Source organism: Nocardioides nematodiphilus (assembly GCF_020216525.1).
GTDB classification, from domain to species: Bacteria; Actinomycetota; Actinomycetes; order Propionibacteriales; family Nocardioidaceae; genus Nocardioides; species Nocardioides nematodiphilus.
Map to the genome: position 1 here is coordinate 154856 of NZ_JAIWOY010000007.1, position 14930 is coordinate 169785.

General features: G+C 71.1%; 16 protein-coding genes and 3 pseudogenes. 8 read left to right on the forward strand and 11 right to left on the reverse strand.

The window, feature by feature from the left end; genetic code table 11:
* Nucleotides 1-72 precede the first annotated feature (72 nt).
* Complete coding sequence (locus KSO98_RS13045) at nt 73-651, forward strand: hemerythrin domain-containing protein (protein ID WP_225286045.1); 579 nt, start codon at nt 73-75, stop codon at nt 649-651.
* A 231-nt stretch (nt 652-882) separates the two neighbouring features.
* On the opposite strand, the gene KSO98_RS13050 is transcribed toward KSO98_RS13045, so the two are convergent.
* Entirely contained in the window at nt 883-1860 is a 978-nt protein-coding gene (locus KSO98_RS13050; protein WP_225286046.1) for a TIGR03557 family F420-dependent LLM class oxidoreductase, read from the reverse strand.
* 78 nt (nt 1861-1938) lie between these two features.
* Between KSO98_RS13050 and KSO98_RS13055 the strand changes: the two genes are divergently transcribed.
* Nucleotides 1939-3525: a GMC family oxidoreductase gene (locus tag KSO98_RS13055; RefSeq protein ID WP_225286047.1), complete on the forward strand. Its 1587-nt coding sequence runs from the start codon at nt 1939-1941 to the stop codon at nt 3523-3525.
* 11 nt (nt 3526-3536) lie between these two features.
* On the opposite strand, the gene KSO98_RS13060 is transcribed toward KSO98_RS13055, so the two are convergent.
* Nucleotides 3537-4472, reverse strand: a complete 936-nt coding sequence (locus KSO98_RS13060) for an alpha/beta hydrolase (RefSeq protein WP_225286048.1) — start codon at nt 4470-4472, stop codon at nt 3537-3539.
* A 149-nt stretch (nt 4473-4621) separates the two neighbouring features.
* Between KSO98_RS13060 and KSO98_RS13065 the strand changes: the two genes are divergently transcribed.
* Entirely contained in the window at nt 4622-5491 is an 870-nt protein-coding gene (locus tag KSO98_RS13065) for a helix-turn-helix domain-containing protein (RefSeq protein WP_225286049.1), read from the forward strand.
* Here KSO98_RS13065 and KSO98_RS13070 read toward each other — a convergent pair.
* Together KSO98_RS13070 and KSO98_RS13075 are read right to left on the reverse strand one after the other, a co-directional pair.
* On the reverse strand, nt 5488-5865 hold the full coding sequence (locus tag KSO98_RS13070) for a nuclear transport factor 2 family protein (RefSeq protein ID WP_225286050.1): 378 nt from the start codon (nt 5863-5865) through the stop codon (nt 5488-5490). The genes KSO98_RS13065 and KSO98_RS13070 overlap by 4 nt on opposite strands.
* On the reverse strand, nt 5865-6575 hold the full coding sequence (locus tag KSO98_RS13075) for an SDR family NAD(P)-dependent oxidoreductase (RefSeq protein WP_225286051.1): 711 nt from the start codon (nt 6573-6575) through the stop codon (nt 5865-5867). Before KSO98_RS13075 ends, KSO98_RS13070 begins: the two co-directional genes overlap by 1 nt.
* Nucleotides 6576-6636: 61 nt before the next feature.
* Here KSO98_RS13075 and KSO98_RS13080 point away from each other — a divergent pair, with 61 nt between their 5' ends.
* Entirely contained in the window at nt 6637-7254 is a 618-nt protein-coding gene (locus KSO98_RS13080; protein WP_225286053.1) for a TetR/AcrR family transcriptional regulator, read from the forward strand.
* 139 nt (nt 7255-7393) lie between these two features.
* Here KSO98_RS13080 and KSO98_RS13085 read toward each other — a convergent pair whose 3' ends face one another.
* The 3 genes and pseudogenes from KSO98_RS13085 to KSO98_RS13095 all read right to left on the reverse strand — a co-directional run.
* Nucleotides 7394-8173, reverse strand: a complete 780-nt coding sequence (locus KSO98_RS13085) for a hypothetical protein (protein WP_225286054.1) — start codon at nt 8171-8173, stop codon at nt 7394-7396.
* Between the two features lies 1 nt (nt 8174).
* Complete coding sequence (locus KSO98_RS13090) at nt 8175-9044, reverse strand: DUF2705 family protein (RefSeq protein ID WP_225286055.1); 870 nt, start codon at nt 9042-9044, stop codon at nt 8175-8177.
* Nucleotides 9041-9904, reverse strand: a pseudogene (locus KSO98_RS13095) (ABC transporter ATP-binding protein); the annotation flags it as partial. The gene KSO98_RS13090 and the pseudogene KSO98_RS13095, both read right to left, overlap by 4 nt.
* A 133-nt stretch (nt 9905-10037) precedes the next feature.
* Here KSO98_RS13095 and KSO98_RS13100 point away from each other — a divergent pair.
* Nucleotides 10038-10589, forward strand: a pseudogene (locus tag KSO98_RS13100) (response regulator transcription factor); the annotation flags it as partial.
* A gap of 121 nt (nt 10590-10710) precedes the next feature.
* The gene (locus KSO98_RS13105; protein WP_225286057.1) at nt 10711-12093 is read left to right on the forward strand and encodes a sensor histidine kinase; all 1383 of its coding nucleotides are present in this window, start codon (nt 10711-10713) and stop codon (nt 12091-12093) included.
* A gap of 9 nt (nt 12094-12102) precedes the next feature.
* Here the strand turns inward: KSO98_RS13105 and KSO98_RS13110 are convergent, their stop codons facing one another.
* The 3 genes from KSO98_RS13110 to KSO98_RS13120 are packed head-to-tail and all read right to left on the reverse strand — an operon-like array spanning nt 12103 to nt 13917.
* Nucleotides 12103-12564: an SRPBCC family protein gene (locus KSO98_RS13110; RefSeq protein WP_225286058.1), complete on the reverse strand. Its 462-nt coding sequence runs from the start codon at nt 12562-12564 to the stop codon at nt 12103-12105.
* A 45-nt stretch (nt 12565-12609) separates the two neighbouring features.
* A complete protein-coding gene (locus KSO98_RS13115; RefSeq protein WP_225286059.1) occupies nt 12610-13632 on the reverse strand; it encodes an NAD(P)H-dependent flavin oxidoreductase in 1023 nt (340 codons plus the stop codon).
* Nucleotides 13633-13656: 24 nt separating this feature from the next.
* Nucleotides 13657-13917 carry a metal-sensitive transcriptional regulator gene (locus tag KSO98_RS13120; protein WP_225286060.1) on the reverse strand — a complete coding sequence of 87 codons (261 nt, stop codon included), beginning with the start codon at nt 13915-13917 and terminating at the stop codon, nt 13657-13659.
* Between the two features lie 99 nt (nt 13918-14016).
* Between KSO98_RS13120 and KSO98_RS13125 the strand changes: the two genes are divergently transcribed.
* Both KSO98_RS13125 and KSO98_RS13130 read left to right on the forward strand, forming a co-directional pair.
* Complete coding sequence (locus KSO98_RS13125) at nt 14017-14394, forward strand: carboxymuconolactone decarboxylase family protein (protein WP_225286061.1); 378 nt, start codon at nt 14017-14019, stop codon at nt 14392-14394.
* A 61-nt stretch (nt 14395-14455) separates the two neighbouring features.
* Nucleotides 14456-14615: pseudogene (locus KSO98_RS13130) on the forward strand (DUF8730 family Cys-rich protein); the annotation flags it as partial.
* A gap of 112 nt (nt 14616-14727) precedes the next feature.
* On the opposite strand, the gene KSO98_RS13135 reads toward KSO98_RS13130, so the two are convergent.
* Nucleotides 14728-14925, reverse strand: coding sequence for a hypothetical protein (locus KSO98_RS13135; protein ID WP_225286064.1), 198 nt, complete (start codon nt 14923-14925; stop codon nt 14728-14730).
* Nucleotides 14926-14930 lie beyond the last annotated feature (5 nt).

Here is a 14930-nt window from a genome sequence, read left to right on the forward strand (position 1 = left end):
GTGTGACGTGCGGGCCTGTGGGTAACGCACCAAGGTCCGTATAGCCGCCCCGACGACCCAGGAGGACCCACCATGGGTGACGCGATGGAAGACCGGGCCAAGGCCCGTGCCCTGCCCGAAGGCGATGTGATCCGGGTGCTGCTGGAGCAGCACGCGCAGATCCGGGACCTCTTCAGCGAGGTCAAGAACCACACCGGCAAGGAGCAGGAGTCGGCCTTCGATGCGTTGCGCGCTCTGCTCGCCGTGCACGAGACCGCGGAGGAGATGGTGCTCCGCCCGGTCACCGAGAAGGTGGTCGGCGAGGACGTCGCCGTGGCCCGCAACCATGAGGAGATGGCGGCCAACGCCTTCCTGGCCCACCTGGAGAAGATGTCGCTGGACGACCCTGACTTCGCGGCGCAGTTCGCCGAGTTCGAGGCGGCGGTGGACAAGCACGCGGAGGCCGAGGAGAGCGAGGAGTTCCCACGGATCCTGGCCGAGTGCGACGTCGACCAGCGTCAGACGATGGGCCGCAAGATCAAGGCCGCGGAGATGATCGCGCCGACCCACCCCCACCCGTCGATGGAGCCGGGCTCGATGCACCAGCGGATGGTCGGGCCGTTCGCCGCCCTCATCGATCGCGCCCGCGACGCGATCTCCCACGCGCACTGACGGATCACTCAGGCGGAGTGGCCCGCCTCGATGTCGGCGACGTCCTGGAGGCTCAGGGCGTCGCCGTTCTCGTCCTCGGCCGCATCGACGCCCCCCACGGGTGCGAGCAGGTGGTCTGCGTCGAGAAGCCGACGAGGCAGCCGTCGCGCTCATCACCGGACGCGGCGGTGACGACGAAGACCGGGTAGTCGTGCCCGGCCACGAAGTCGTCGAGGCCGGGCCCGGCAGGCCTCATCCGCCGCCGCCGTCGCGGGTGAGCGCGCGGGTCTTGCGTACGGCCGGCAGGACCTCCTCGCCGAAGCGCCGGATCATCTCGGCGTAGTGCGGGCCGATGTTCGCGACGTAGACCTCCTCGAAGGAGGCGTAGTCGTCGAAGGCCTCCGCGTGACGCTGGAGGTCGGGGCCGCACACGTGCGCGTTGCGGGTCATCTCCTCGGTGACCAGCTGAGCGCCCTGCTCGAACTGCTTGGGTGACGCCAGCACCTGGGCCAGCTCGCCGGGCAGGCCGGAGGTCGACCAGAGCCGGTGCGCGTGACCGACGGCCTCCTCCTCGGTCGGCGCGTACGCCGCCTTGATGGTCGCGATCGCGGGCTTGCCGCCGGACTCGGTGCGGAAGAGGTCGAGGAGCTCGGCGTCCGCGGTGGTGGTGACATATCCGTCGCCGATCCGCGCCGCGAGCTTGGTCGCCGCCGGGCCGAAGCCGCTGACGTAGATCTCCGGCGGCGTCTCGGGCAGGGTGTAGATCCGCGCGTCCTCGACGGTGTAGTGCTTGCCGTGGTGGTCGACGCGCTCGCCGGTCCACAGCCGCCGCATCACGTCGACGGCCTCCTCGAGCATCTCGAGGCGGATCTCGGCCGTCGGCCAGCGGTCGCCGTGGATGTGCTCGTTGAGGGCCTCGCCGGAGCCGACGCCGAGCCGGAAGCCGCCGTGATGGAGTGCCGCACTGGTGGCCGCCGCCTGGGCGGTGATCACCGGACTCATCCGTACGGTCGGGCACGTCACCGTGGTCGTGACGGGCAGTCGCGACACCTTCGCGAGAGCTCCGATCACGCTCCACACGAAGGCGCTCTGTCCCTGCTCGTCGTTCCACGGATGGAAGTGGTCACTGATCGCGAGAGCCTCGAAGCCGGCCTCCTCGGCGAGCACCGCCTGCTCCAGCAGCTCGTCGGGGCCGTACTCCTCGGTCGAGAGGAAGTATCCGATCACCATGCGCTGCCTGTACCCACGGGTATGGACCGGATATCTCACCTCTTGTCGGCACTCCTGCCGATATGGGAGTGTCGCGGCATGTCGCTGCTCAAGAAGCGCCCCGCCCGGACGGTCTACGACTACATCGTGGTCGGAGCCGGCTCCGGTGGCTCTGCCGTCGCCGCCCGCCTGGCCGAGAACCCGAACGTCACCGTCGCGCTGATCGAGGCGGGTGGCAGCGACTTCACGCTCGCGACCCGCGCCCCGGCCGCCTTCGGCGAGCAGTTCCACAAGAAGGGCGACTGGGACTACTTCACCGCCCCCGAGCCGGCCGCGGCCAACCGCGAGATCCACCTGCCGCGCGCGAAGGTCGTCGGCGGTTGCTCGGCGATGAACGCCATGCTGTGGGTGCGCGGCAGCGACCGGGACTTCGACTCCTGGGGCCTCGACGGCTGGGGTTGGAAGGACGTCGAGCCGGTCTACGACCGGATGGAGGGCCACTTCCTGCCCGGTCACAACCAGGACGGGCCGATGCGGATCAACCGGCTCACCACACCGGACGCGACCGCGGTCGCCTTCGTCGACGCCGCCGTCAACGCCGGCATCCCCGCCAACGAGGACCTCTCCGGCCCCGATCTCGACGGGGTCTCGCTGGCCCCGACCACGACGGTCGGCGGCCGGCGCTGGTCGACCGCGCGCGGTTACCTCGACGCCGTGGTCAAGAAGCCCAACTTCGACCTCATCACCAAGACGCTGGTCGACCGGATCCTCATCACCAACGGCCAGGCCGTCGGCGTGGAGGTCTCGACGCGGGGTCGCAAGCGGACGCTGAGCGTCCGAGGCGAGATCGTGCTGAGCGCGGGTGCGTACAACACGCCGCAGCTCCTCCAGCTCTCCGGCATCGGGGACGCCTCACACCTGCGGAGTCTCGGCGTCGACGTGGTGGTCGACAACCCCGAGGTCGGGGCGCACCTCAAGGAGCACCCCTTCAGCTTCACCAACTTCGAGCTCGCCGACGGGCCCTGGAAGGGCCTCTTCGGCGTCGAGAAGAACCCGATGCACATCGTCAACTGGCTGCGGAACGGATCGGGCCCGATCGCGAGCAACGTCGCCGAGGCGATCGCCCACGTGCGTACGCGGGAGGGGCTCGAGGTGCCGGACATGCAGCTCGTCTTCGCGCCGGCCTTCTTCTGGGAGAACGGCGAGGCGACCCACACCAAGCCGGCGATCTCGGTGATGCAGTCCTACTGGGAGCCGAAGAGCACCGGCCACGTGAAGATCACCTCGAAGGACCCGGCGGCGGCCCCGGAGATCCTGATGAACATGCTCTCGGCCCGGGAGGACGTCGAGGCGCTGATGCGCGGCATCGACCTCACCCGCCGGATCATCGCCTCGGCACCGTACGACACGATGATCGCCCGCGAGATCAACCCGGGCGCGGACATCCGGTCCCCCGAGGCGATGGAGACCTTCATCCGCGAGACCACGCTGCACACCTACCACCCGGCCTGCACCGCCGGCATGGGTCGCGTGCTCGACGAGCGGCTGCGGGTCAACGGGGTGAAGGGGCTCCGCGTCGCCGACACCAGTGCCCTGCCGGAGATCACCCATGGCAACACCAACGCCCCGGCGATCCTGATCGGCGAGCGCTGCGCGACCTTCATCCAGGAGGACGCGCAGCGCTGACGCCGCCCGCATCAGGAGGCGCCGAGACCCTCGCTGAAGAAGGCGTCGATCCGCTCGACGGCGCTCGTCACGTGCGGCTCCACGTCGTACAGGTCGACGTGGCTGGCACCCTCGATCCAGTACATCTCCTTCGGCCCGACCGCCTTCTGGAAGGCCTCGGTGCTCATCCACGAGGTGACCGCGCGGGTTCCGACCACCATCAGCAGCGGGCGCTGCCCGATCAGCGGCACCTGGGCGAACGCGTCGAACGTGCCGAGCCGGTCGACGCTGGTCCAGTCGAGCGAGCGGGCGGACCGCTCGTGGGCCGCGCGCGGCGTGCAGTAGTACTCGAACCCCTCAGCGCCGTGCTCACCGCCCATCGCGCGAGCGTGCTCGAGGCTCTCGGGGAAGATCGGCAGCGCACCCGGGTCCTCGCCACGCGCGGCGGCCGTACGGGCGGCCCCGGCCGCGGTCAGCAGCCCCTGGAAGACCGCCGGGTCCTGCGCGCCGTCGGCGCCGAGGCGGAACTGACGGGCCACGTCGACCGCGGAGACCGTGGCCAGCGCCTTGATCCGGTGGTCGCTGGCGGTGGCCGCCAGCGAGTAGCCGCCCGAGGCGCAGATGCCGAGGGCGCCGATGCGCTCGGCGTCCACCTCGGGACGCGTGGTCAGGTACGACACGGCGGCCTTGAAGTCCTCGATCCGCTGGCCAGGGTCCTCGAGCCCGCGCGGGAAGCCGCCGCTCGCGCCCTGGTACGCGGCGTCGAAGGCGACGGTGACGTAGCCGCGCTCGGCCAGGCGGGCGGCGTACAGGCCCGAGGTCTGCTCCTTCACGCTGGTCCCGGGGTGACCGACGACGATGCCAGCACGCGCGGTGGTGAGGTCGGCCGGGGCGTAGAGATGCGCGGCGAGGGTGATGCCGTTGCTCTGGAAGGCGACGTCGGTCGTGGTGATCGTGGTGGTGCTCATGGGTGGCTTCTCCGTCTCAGGTGGGGGTTGCGCCGTTGTGGCGTGTCACCAACCTCCCTGCGCCGGCCGGGCCGCAAAAGAGACGAGTCTGTGCCGGGGAAGGATCTGTCCCTCCCACGACGTGGTGCCCAGCCAGCAGAATGTGAGCCATGAGCCACCCCTCCGATGCGCACGAGCTCGGCGCCTTCCTCAAGGCGTGCCGGGCACGCCTGACGCCGGCTGAGGTCGGCCTCCCCGAGCGCGACGGCTACCGCAAGGTCGCCGGGCTGCGCCGCGAGGAGGTCGCCTCCGTCGCCGCGATCAGCGTCGACTACTACACCCGTCTCGAGCAGGGCCGGGTGAAGGCATCCGCCTCCGTGCTGTCGACGCTGGTGCGAGCCCTGCGGCTCGACGAGGACCAGCAGGCCTACCTGTACGAGATAGCCGGCAAGGTCGACGCGCTGCCGCGTCGGCGCCGTAGCGCCGAGCAGGTGCGCCCGCCCGTACGGCGGCTGTTGGAGCAGCTCGGCTCGACGCCGGCGATCGTGCCCGGCAAGCGCCTGCAGGTGCTGGACTGGAATGCCGCAGCGGCGGCGCTCTTCACCGACTTCGCGGCCCTGAGGCCTGCGGAGCGCAACTACGTACGCCTGCTCTTCACCGACCCCGGGGCGCGCGGGATGCACCTGGAGTGGGAGCACGACGCGCGTGACGCGGTGGCGGCGCTGCGGATGGAGGCGGCCAAGGACGCCGACGACCCCGAGCTGGCGATGCTCGTGGGGGAGCTGTCGATGCGCGACGCCTCCTTCCGGACCTGGTGGGCCGAGCACCGGGTGATCACCGCGACGTACGGGACGAAGCGCTATCGCCATCCTGTCGTCGGTGAGCTGACCTTGGACTGCGACACCTGGCAGAGCCCGGACGGCAACGGCCAGCGCCTCATGGTGCTGACCGCTGCCGCCGGCTCCCCCTCGGACGACGCGCTCCGGATCCTGTCCTCGTGGACACCCGCGCAGACGGGATCCGGAGCGGCGCTCGCCTAGGCCTCGATGAGCTTCGAGGCGTGATAGTGGCCGAGCTGCCAGTCGCGCTCTCCGCGCTCGGCGACGATGGTCAGGTAGACCGGCACGTCACCGTCGGGCCGGTGGAAGAGCACCCCGGCGTACGCCACGATCGCGTCCTCACCGAGCCATCGCGCCGAGAGCAGCTCGTACTCCGCGGTCAGCCCGCGCGGCTGCTTGGCGTAGTAGGCGGTTGCCGCAGCCGGCCCGAAGGCGGGGACCGGGTCGAAGCCCTGGACGAGTCCGTCCTCGGTGAAGAGGGCGCCGATCTCGTCGGCGCGGCCTGCCGCGAGGCTCGCCGCCCACCGATCGAGCAGGTCCCTGACGACCTCGCCGGCCGTCTGTCCCGCGCTCATCAGCGGCCCGCGCTCTGACCGCCGTCGATGTGCAGGAACTCGCCCGTGACGAACGGCGCCTGCTCCAGGTAGAGCACACCCCTCGTCACGTCGTCGATCTCGCCCATCCGCCCGACAGGGTGCAGCGTGGAGAGGAACGGGTGGTTCTCCTCCGGGTGCAGCGGCGTCCTGATGACGCCCGGCGAGACGGCGTTGACCCGGATGCCCCGGCCGGCGTACTCGACGGCGAGCGCCTTCGTCGTCGCGGCGACACCGCCCTTGCTCAGCGAGGCCAGCGCTGAGGGGACGCTCGCGATCGCGCTCTCCACGAGCGTGGTCGTGACGCTGACGACGTGGCCGCCCTCGCCCTGCTCCAGCATGCGCGCGATGGCGAGCTGGCTGACGTGGAAGAAACCGTCGATGTTCGTCGACTTCACCGCCGCGTATTCCTCGGCCGTGTACTCGGTGAAGGGCTTGGCCACGAAGATGCCGGCGTTGTTGACCAGCGTGTCGATGCGACCGAACCGCTCGATGCCCGTCCGCACGATCCGCTCGGCGACGGCTCGCTGGCCGATGTCGCCGGCGACCGCGGCCAAGGAGGCCGTCTCCGGCAGCTGGATGGAGCGCGAGTTCGCGACCACGGCGTAGCCGAGGTCCTGGTAGGCGGCGACCAGCGCCGCGCCGATTCCCTGTGATGCGCCGGTGATCACGGCGACTTTCTGTGCAGTCATGTCCGAGGAACGTAGACGTTCGGTCAACTATTCCTATAGATGACCGGTCTACCATGGAGGCATGGGACGAACCTCCGACGCGCGCGAGCGACTCATCGCCGCCGCCCTCGACCTCTTCGCGCAGCGGGCCTACAGCTCGGTCGGCATCGCCGAGATCTGTGCCCACGCCGGCGTGCAGAAGGGCTCGTTCTACTACTTCTTCGCATCCAAGGAGGCCCTGGCGATCGCGGCGATCGATGAGCACTGGGTCGCCCAGCGGGCGCAGTGGCAGGGCATCCTGGCCGGAGGCGGGACCACGCTCGATCGGCTGCGCGGGATCTTCGACGCGACCGCGAAGGTCCAGCAGGACGCCCTGAAGGGCACCGGGTCGGTGACCGGGTGCCTCTTCGGGAACCTGGCACTGGAGGTCAGCTCGATCAGTACGCCGATGCAGCGGCGCCTGCAGGAGATCTTCGAGGAGCAGGTCGCGATCCTCTCGGACCATCTCCGTGCGGCGGTGGACTCCGGAGAGCTCACGGTCGACGACGTCCCGGCCACCGCGAAGGCGATCGTCGCCCAGCTCGAAGGGCTCGTCCTCTTCGCCAAGCTCTTCAACGACCCCGGTCAGCTCGACGCGCTCTGGGGCAACAGCCTGCAGCTGATGGGCATCAGCCCCCAGCTGGAGCTGCCGCGTAGGTGAGTCCACCGCCGAGGTCACGAGCACCATCACGGACGGCACGGCGGGCGAGGAGGAGGCGCATCCTCCTCGCCCCGTGGCCGGCGCTCGACGTCGCCGCCGCGGCGCCGCACCCGAGCGGTCCGGGTCCTGCGGGCGCCGCCTAGCCCTGCACCGCCAGCGTGGCGGGGCTCGGCGGGGCGAAGCCGGTCGTGGTCGTCGCGGTGAAGGTGACCTGCTTGGCGCCGGCCGGCAGCGCTGTGGGGAACTTCAGGTGCGTGGTCGCCTGCTCGGTCATCGTGAAGGGGACGGTGCCGAGCTTGACGCCGGTGTCGGTCACGGCAGCGACGCTGCCCCGGCAGCCACCCGCACCGACGCCGCAGGCCAGGTCGACCCCGACGGTGCCGTCCGCGGTGACGTTCACGGTGGTGCTGGTGACGGTGAGCGCGGAGGGGAACGTGGTGCCGGTCGGGGTGTCGTCCGACGCCGGGTCGAGGCACGAGTCCCACTCGTACGCCGGGTTGTTGACCGTACGTCCGCGCCGGTCGGTGATGGTCTGGTAGCCGATCAGCGAGGACGGTGAGCCGACGGTGAAGCAGCCGTTGCTGTGCACGTTGAGCTCGAACTTCCCATAGCCGGTGGGCGGCATCGGGGTGTTCGGGTCGGACCACGACATCAGGCAGTTCCAGGTGGCGCCCGGGCCGGACTGGGTCACGTTGGGGCCGCGGTCGCACATGGCCTTGGCCTGCAGCGAGGACGGGGTGATGCCCGTGTGCCCCTCGATCGCGGACTCCTGGGCGTAGACGTTCGAGAAGGACGTGGCGACCGCGCGGTCGAGGCGGGGCACGGTGATCGTGCTGCCGCCGCTAGTGGCGACGGCGACGCCGCCGAGGCCGACCGCCACCAGGACGGCGGCGGCGAAGGTCAGGATGATGCGTCGCATGTCAGCCTCCTGTGATGTCGCGACGACGGAGCAGGGTCCACGAGAGTCCGAGCGTGATCGCGGCCCAGACGGCGCTCGCGATCAGACCCGTGACGAACGGCCCGTGGAAGGACGGTGACGCGAGGAAGCCGTGCCAGGCCTCGTAGGCGCTGGTCGGGAGATAGGGGCGCAGCGCCTCGGCGCTGCCCATCGAGCCGACCAGCTGGAGCACGAAGCCGATGACGACCGGGGCCGCGATGCCGACGGCAGCGCTGCGTGACCAGATCCCGAGCAGGATCGCCAGACCGGTGAAGGCCAGCGTCGGTGGGATCGCGGTCAGCCAGCTCATCGCCACGAGGTGCCACGCCTGCGAGGCGGGGATCAGCTGGCCGGAGAGCCCGATCAGGTCGCCGTGCCCGGCGACCAGCACCGAGGTGACGATCGTGGATGCGCTCAGGATCAGCAGCACCAGGATCGCGAACCCCATCGCGGCGACGGTCTTCGCGCCGAAGAACGACCCGCGCGACACCGACCGGGTCAGGATCGTCTTCCAGGTGCCGTGGTGGTCCTCGCTGGCGAAGATGTCACCGGCGACGATGGCGGTCAGCAACGGCATCACCCACTGTCCGGCGTAGCCGAGCACGAGCAGCGCCAGCGCGAAGCCGTTGGTGGTGGCGTAGCGGCCGAAGAGCGAGTCCTTCGGCGGGTTTCCCTGTGCGTGGATCGCGAAGGCGACCGGGATGGGCAGGAGCAGGGCGCCGAGCAGGACGGCGCGCGTACGCCACTGCGCGCGCAGCTTGCGCAGCTCGAAGCCGAGGGTGGCGCTGAAGCCGGCACGCGCGGTCCGCACACGGGGTGTCGTCCCGCGGGCGGGGGCGGTCGTGGCGCTCATCGGGCCACCGCCTCGGTGTTGGTGAGCATGAAGAACAAGGCCTCCAACGGGGTCTGGGTCGGGGTGAACTGCTTGAGGCGGACCTGGGCGGCGACGACGTCGGCGACGAAGCCTGAGACCGCGTCGTGCGGACCGACGACGTGCAGCGCACCGGACTCGTCCGCCTCGGTCTTCACCTGGTGCCGGGCGGCGATCTCGAGAGTCTTCGCGTTGTCGGTGGTGTCGAGCAGGTGACCCGGGTCGGGCGCCATGGCGCGCAGGTCGGCGATGCTGCCGTGGAAGGCGACGGCGCCGCGGTCCATGATCGTGACGTTGTCGCAGATCTCCTCGACCTCGTCCATGTTGTGCGAGGACAGCAGGACGGTCAGGCCGGAGTCGGCGAGCCGCTTCACCAGCGCCCGCATGTCGCGGATGCCGGCGGGGTCGAGGCCGTTGGCGGGCTCGTCGAGGACGAGCAGGCGCGGCTCGCGCAGCAGCGCCGCTGCGACGCCGAGGCGCTGGCGCATGCCGTACGAGTAGCCGTCGACCTTGCGGTCGGCCCGGTCGGCCAGATCGACCGTGTCGAGCACCTCTTCGATCAGCCCCGGCCGCACGCCGCCGTCGAGGCGCGCCAGCGCGACCAGGTTCTGCCGCCCGGTCAGGTAGGGATAGAAGCGCGGAGCCTCGACGAAGCCGGCCACGCCCTCGAGCACGCGGGTGCCATCGTCGTCCCAGCTGCGTCCGAAGACACGCAGGGTGCCCTCGTCGGGCCTGATGAGCCCGAAGAGCATCCGGAGGAAGGTCGTCTTGCCGGCGCCGTTGGGCCCCAGCACCCCGTACACCTCGCCTGGGGCGACCCGGATCGTGATCCCGTCGACCGCGCGCACCGCCCCGAAGGACTTGACGACGCCTTCAGCGTCTACTGCCAGTGCTGCACTATTCATGGACAGGACGGTAGGAATCACTCCATGAAGCGACGATGAAGTCGACTCGGAGCGGGCGAGAGGGTGCTGCATGCGGGTGCTGGTGGCCGAGGACGACCCCCGGCTCGGGACGCTTCTGGAGGATGCCCTGACCGAGGCCGGCTGGCGCGTCGACCTGGTCGTCGACGGTCGTACCGCGTATGCCTCGGCGCTCGAGGGCGGCTACGACGTCCTGCTGCTCGACTGGATGCTGCCGGGCCAGGACGGTGTCACCGTCTGCCGGCGGCTGCGCGACCTGGGCGTCACCACACCGACCCTGATGCTGACCGCCCGCAACGCCGTCCGGGACCGGATCGAGGGCCTCGACGCCGGCGCCGACGACTATCTGGCCAAGCCCTTCGACCTCGACGAGCTGCTCGCGCGGCTACGGGCGCTGCACCGCCGCTCGGGCTTCGAGGCGCCCTCGTCGATCCACGCCGTCGGCGACCTCGTGCTGGACACCGCCGCACGACGCGTGCGACGCGGCGAGGTCGAGATCGCGCTCGGTGCGCGCGAGTTCGACATCCTGGCGCTGCTGATGGCCAACGCCGGCCGGGCGGTGTCGCGCTTCGACATCCTGGAGGAGGTCTGGGACGGGGAGACCGACCTGCGCAGCAACGTCATCGACGTCCATCTCGCCTCGATCCGGGCGAAGATCGACCGCCCCTTCGGGGCACGTCGACCATCACCACGCTGCGCGGGGCCGGTTACCGGGTGGAGACCTCGTGAGACGGTTGCGGTCGCTGCCGCTGCGCGTGCGCCTGGTCGCGGGCTTCGTGGCCGCGATGCTGGTCGTGCTGAGCGGCACCGGGGCGTTCCTGTACTGGCGGGTGCAGTACGGCCTGGACCGGCAGCTCGACGCCACCCTCACCCAGGCCTCACAGACCATCGAGCCGCTGCTCGGCGCCGACGGCGTGCCGAGCGACGCGACCCGGGCCGACGCGACCGGTGTCGGCTGGCAGGTGCTCACCACCGACGGAGACGTGGTCGCCTCGGGGGGACTCCTGGCCGGCCGTACGCGGGTGCCGGTCGGCACGCTCCGCCCCGGGACCCACCTGTTCGACGTCGGCACGATCCTGCCCGTCTCCCCCGCGCCCCTGCGGGTCATGGTGACGTGGCTGGCCGCGCCCAGCACCGAGTACCTGGTGCTCGCGGTCAATCGCGACCACCGCGACGAGTCGCTGCGTGAGCTGCTGGTGCAGCTCCTCATCGCCGGCTTCGGCGCGCTGCTGGTCACCGCCCTGGTCGGTGACCTGCTCGCGCGGCTCGCCCTGCGCCCGGTGGAGCGCTACCGGATCCGGGCCCAGGAGATCAGCGCCGGCGCGCCCCACCTGCGTCTCGAGGTGCCCGACGACCGCGACGACGAGGTCACCCGGCTGGGCCGCACCCTCAACGAGATGCTCGGCAGTCTTGAGAGTGCCCTGGAGCGCGAGCGGCGCTTCGTCGACGAGGCCAGCCACGAGCTGCGCACTCCCCTGACGCTGTTGCGCGGCCGGCTCCAGCTCGCCCGCCGGCGCGCCCGCACCGTCGCCGAGCACGAGCAGATCCTGGACGAGCTCGCCGTGGACACCGATCGCCTGGTCACGCTCTCCGAGCAGCTCCTCGACCTGGGTGCCCCGGTCACGGCCGGCACCGCCGACGCAGCGGCTGTCGTCTCAGCCGTGGCGCAGCGTCATCGAGCCGCTGGACACGCGGCGCTGCACCTGCGGCTGCCGGACTCCCCTGCTCTGGTCGCGTGCCCACCGGAGGTCCTGGAGCGCATCCTGGTCAACCTGGTGACCAACGCGCTGCGCCACGGCACCGAGCCGGTCGCCGTCCGGGTGAGCGCGCTGAGCGCGTGGACCGTGCTCCAGGTCTCGGACGAGGGGCCGGGGATGGCACCGGATCTCCTCGAGCGCGCGACCGAGCGCTTCGCCCGTTCCGACGACGCCCGCGCGCGGCCGGGTGTGGGCCTGGGGCTGGCGCTGGTGGAGCACCTGGTCGGTGGCGCGGGTGGCGAGCTGCGGCTGTGCAGCGCAGGTCACCACGTCAGCCACGGCGTCGCCTCGGGTGTCCCGTGCACGCACGACGACAGGATGACCGTCACGGTCATCCTGCCGAGCAGCTGACCGACTGGGCTACGCCTCGGCGACGGCCTTGAGGTGCGTGAGCGTGGTGCCGAGCGCCTGCTCGAGCTCGTCCGCGTGGCCCTCGCTGCCGCCGAGCAGCGTGGCGGCGAACGCCCGGCCGAGCGGGTGGAGCCGCTTCGGGACGGGGCGGCGCTGGGTGAGTTGGGTGCCGCCGTCCTCCTCGCTGAGCTCGAAGATCCAGCGGGCCCCGCTGAGCGGCGTGTCCCAGGCGATCGAGCGCTTCGGCTTGAGGTCGACGATGACGTTGGTGGTCGGCCAGTAGACCCAGCCGCGCTTGTTGACGCCGACGTACTGCTGGCCCACCCGCAGGCCGCCGCGCAGCATCGGCCTCATCGTGAGCAGCTCGGGGCTCGCGTCCACGAGGTTGCGGAAGTCGGTCAGGACGGCCCAGACCTTCTCGACGGGCGCAGCGATCTGGACGGACGCGGTGAGCTCGCGGTCGGCACTCATGGCGCCGACGCTAGCAGCAGGAATACTGGTGAGTAACCAGTTGTCTCAGAGCTGCGTCGCCAGGCGTCGCAGCGTGTCGGAGGCTGGCCCCGTCGTCGCGTTGCGGGAGCCGGTGCCCGCCCACAGGTGGACCCGGTCCGGATCGCCCGCCTCGGCCGCCGCGCGGCGCAGGCCCCGGGTGAGGTGGTGGATGGCGGGATAGCCGTACGGCGCCTCGGCCTCGTGCGCGTCGATGAAGGCGTTGCGCAGGCCGCGGGCGGGCCGACCGGTGAACGCCCTGGTGATGACCGTCTCGGTGAAGCGGGGGTCTGCGAGTGCGTCCCGGTGGGTGCGCGAGGCACCGCTCTCGTCGGTGCGCAGCAGCAGCGTGCCGACAGCGACCGCGTCGGCACCGGCCGCGAGGATCGTCCGGACCGCGTCGGGGCCGTCGACGCCGCCGCCGGCGATGACGGGGAGGCGGGTGGCCGCGACCACGTCCCGTACGAGCGCCTCGGTGGCGATCGGGTGGATGGGCCGGCGCGGGTCGTGCGTGCCACTGTGCCCGCCGGCCGCGCTCCCCTGCGCGATCAGGCCGTCGACGTCGAGCGCGGCGGCGGCCCGCGCCTCCTCGACCGTGGTGACGGTGACCAGCACCCGCGTGCCGACGCGTTGCAGCGCCCGCACGTCCTTCGCTGCCGGCAGGCCGAACGTGATCGACACGACGGGCACCGGATCGCGCACGAGCAGGTCGACCTTGGCCGGCCAGTCGTCGTCGTCCTCGCGCAGCGGCGCGGCGCCCAGATCGATGCCGAAGCGATCGGCCTCGGGCTGCAGAAGGCCGGCGTAGCGACGGAAGTCCGGCTCCGTGAGGCCCGACGCTCCGGGCAGGAACAGGTTGACGCCGAGCTCTGAAAGACCGCGCTCGCGCGCCGCGGCGATGTCCGAGGCCATCGCATCAGCGCTCTTGTATCCGGCTGCGAGGAACCCGAAGCAGCCGGCGGACGCCGCTGCGGCGACCAGGTCGAGCGTGGTGGCGCCGCCGGCCATCGGCGCGGCGACCAGGGGCAGGTCGGTCCCAAGGAGACTCACGGGACCATCCTGCAACACGGCCGGTCAGGCCAGGGCGAGGAAGAGCTTCTCCAGCTTCTTGCTGTCGACGCTCTCGGGGCCGCCCTCCGCCAGGCACTGCTGCAGGCCGGTGGCCACGAGCGCGTACCCGCCGCGCGCGATCGCCTTGTTGACCGCAGCGAGCTGGGTGAGCGCGTCCTCGCACTCCGAGCCGTCCTCGAGCATCCGGATCACGGATGTCAGATGGCCGTTGGCGCGCTTGAGTCGCGTGATGATCGCCTTGGTGTCCTCGGGCTCGAGTCGCATGGAGCCTCCCTTCGTCGTGGATGAGTATATATCCCCCAGGGGGGTTATGCTCGGATCGTCACCACATCCCCCTCGGGGGTTCTACCGGAAGGAAGCCCGATGGCCGACCACTCCTCGCACGGCAAGCAGGTCCTCACCGAGCTCGCACCCCTGGGGCGCAACCTGCGGCACGCGATCCCGGACGTGTACAAGGGCTTCGGTGAGCTCTCCAAGGCGGCCTTCGCCGACGGCGAGCTGGACCGCAAGTACAAGGAGCTCATCGCGCTGGCCATCGGCGTCGTCGAGGGCTGCGACGGCTGCATCGCCTCGCACAGTCAGTCGGCCGTCCGCGCCGGTGCGACCCGCCAGGAGGCGGCTGAGGCGATCGGCGTGACGTTCCTGATGCACGGCGGCCCGGCGACCGTGTACGGCGCCCGGGCCTACGACGCCTTCTGCGAGTTCGCCGACGCCCTCGAGGCCGGCGAGCAGCCGTCCTGATCGCCCGCACCCCCCCAGATCGCTCACACTCCCCCGATCCCCCGACTCCGAAGGAGCCACCATGTGCCGACCCGTCGCCTGTCAGACCTGCGGCAAGACCACCTGGGCCGGATGCGGCCAGCACATCGCCGGTGTGAAGATGACCGTCCCCGCCGACCGCTGGTGCGACGGTCACGAGAAGGCCGAGCGTACGGGCGGCCTCTTCGCCCGCCTCCTCGGCCGCTGACCAGACCGGGCTCGCGTCAGCCCCGGAGGTAGGCGAGCACCGCGCTGACCCGACCATCGCTGTCGTGGTCGAGAGCGAGCGTGGCGCTCCTGGTCGCCGACCCCGGGTCAGCCTCGCTTCTGGATCAGGACCACGTAGCCCAGGGCCACGCCGAGGCCGCCCACGACCGGGCCGAAGTCGCGCGTCGTCCCGGTCGTGCCGAAGGTCCAGATCGCGCCGAGCACGATCAGCGCCAGGGCGACCAGGCCGAACATGATCTTCGCGGCGGTGTTGTCGCTGCCGTACCGGCTCTTGAGATCAGTCATCGGGG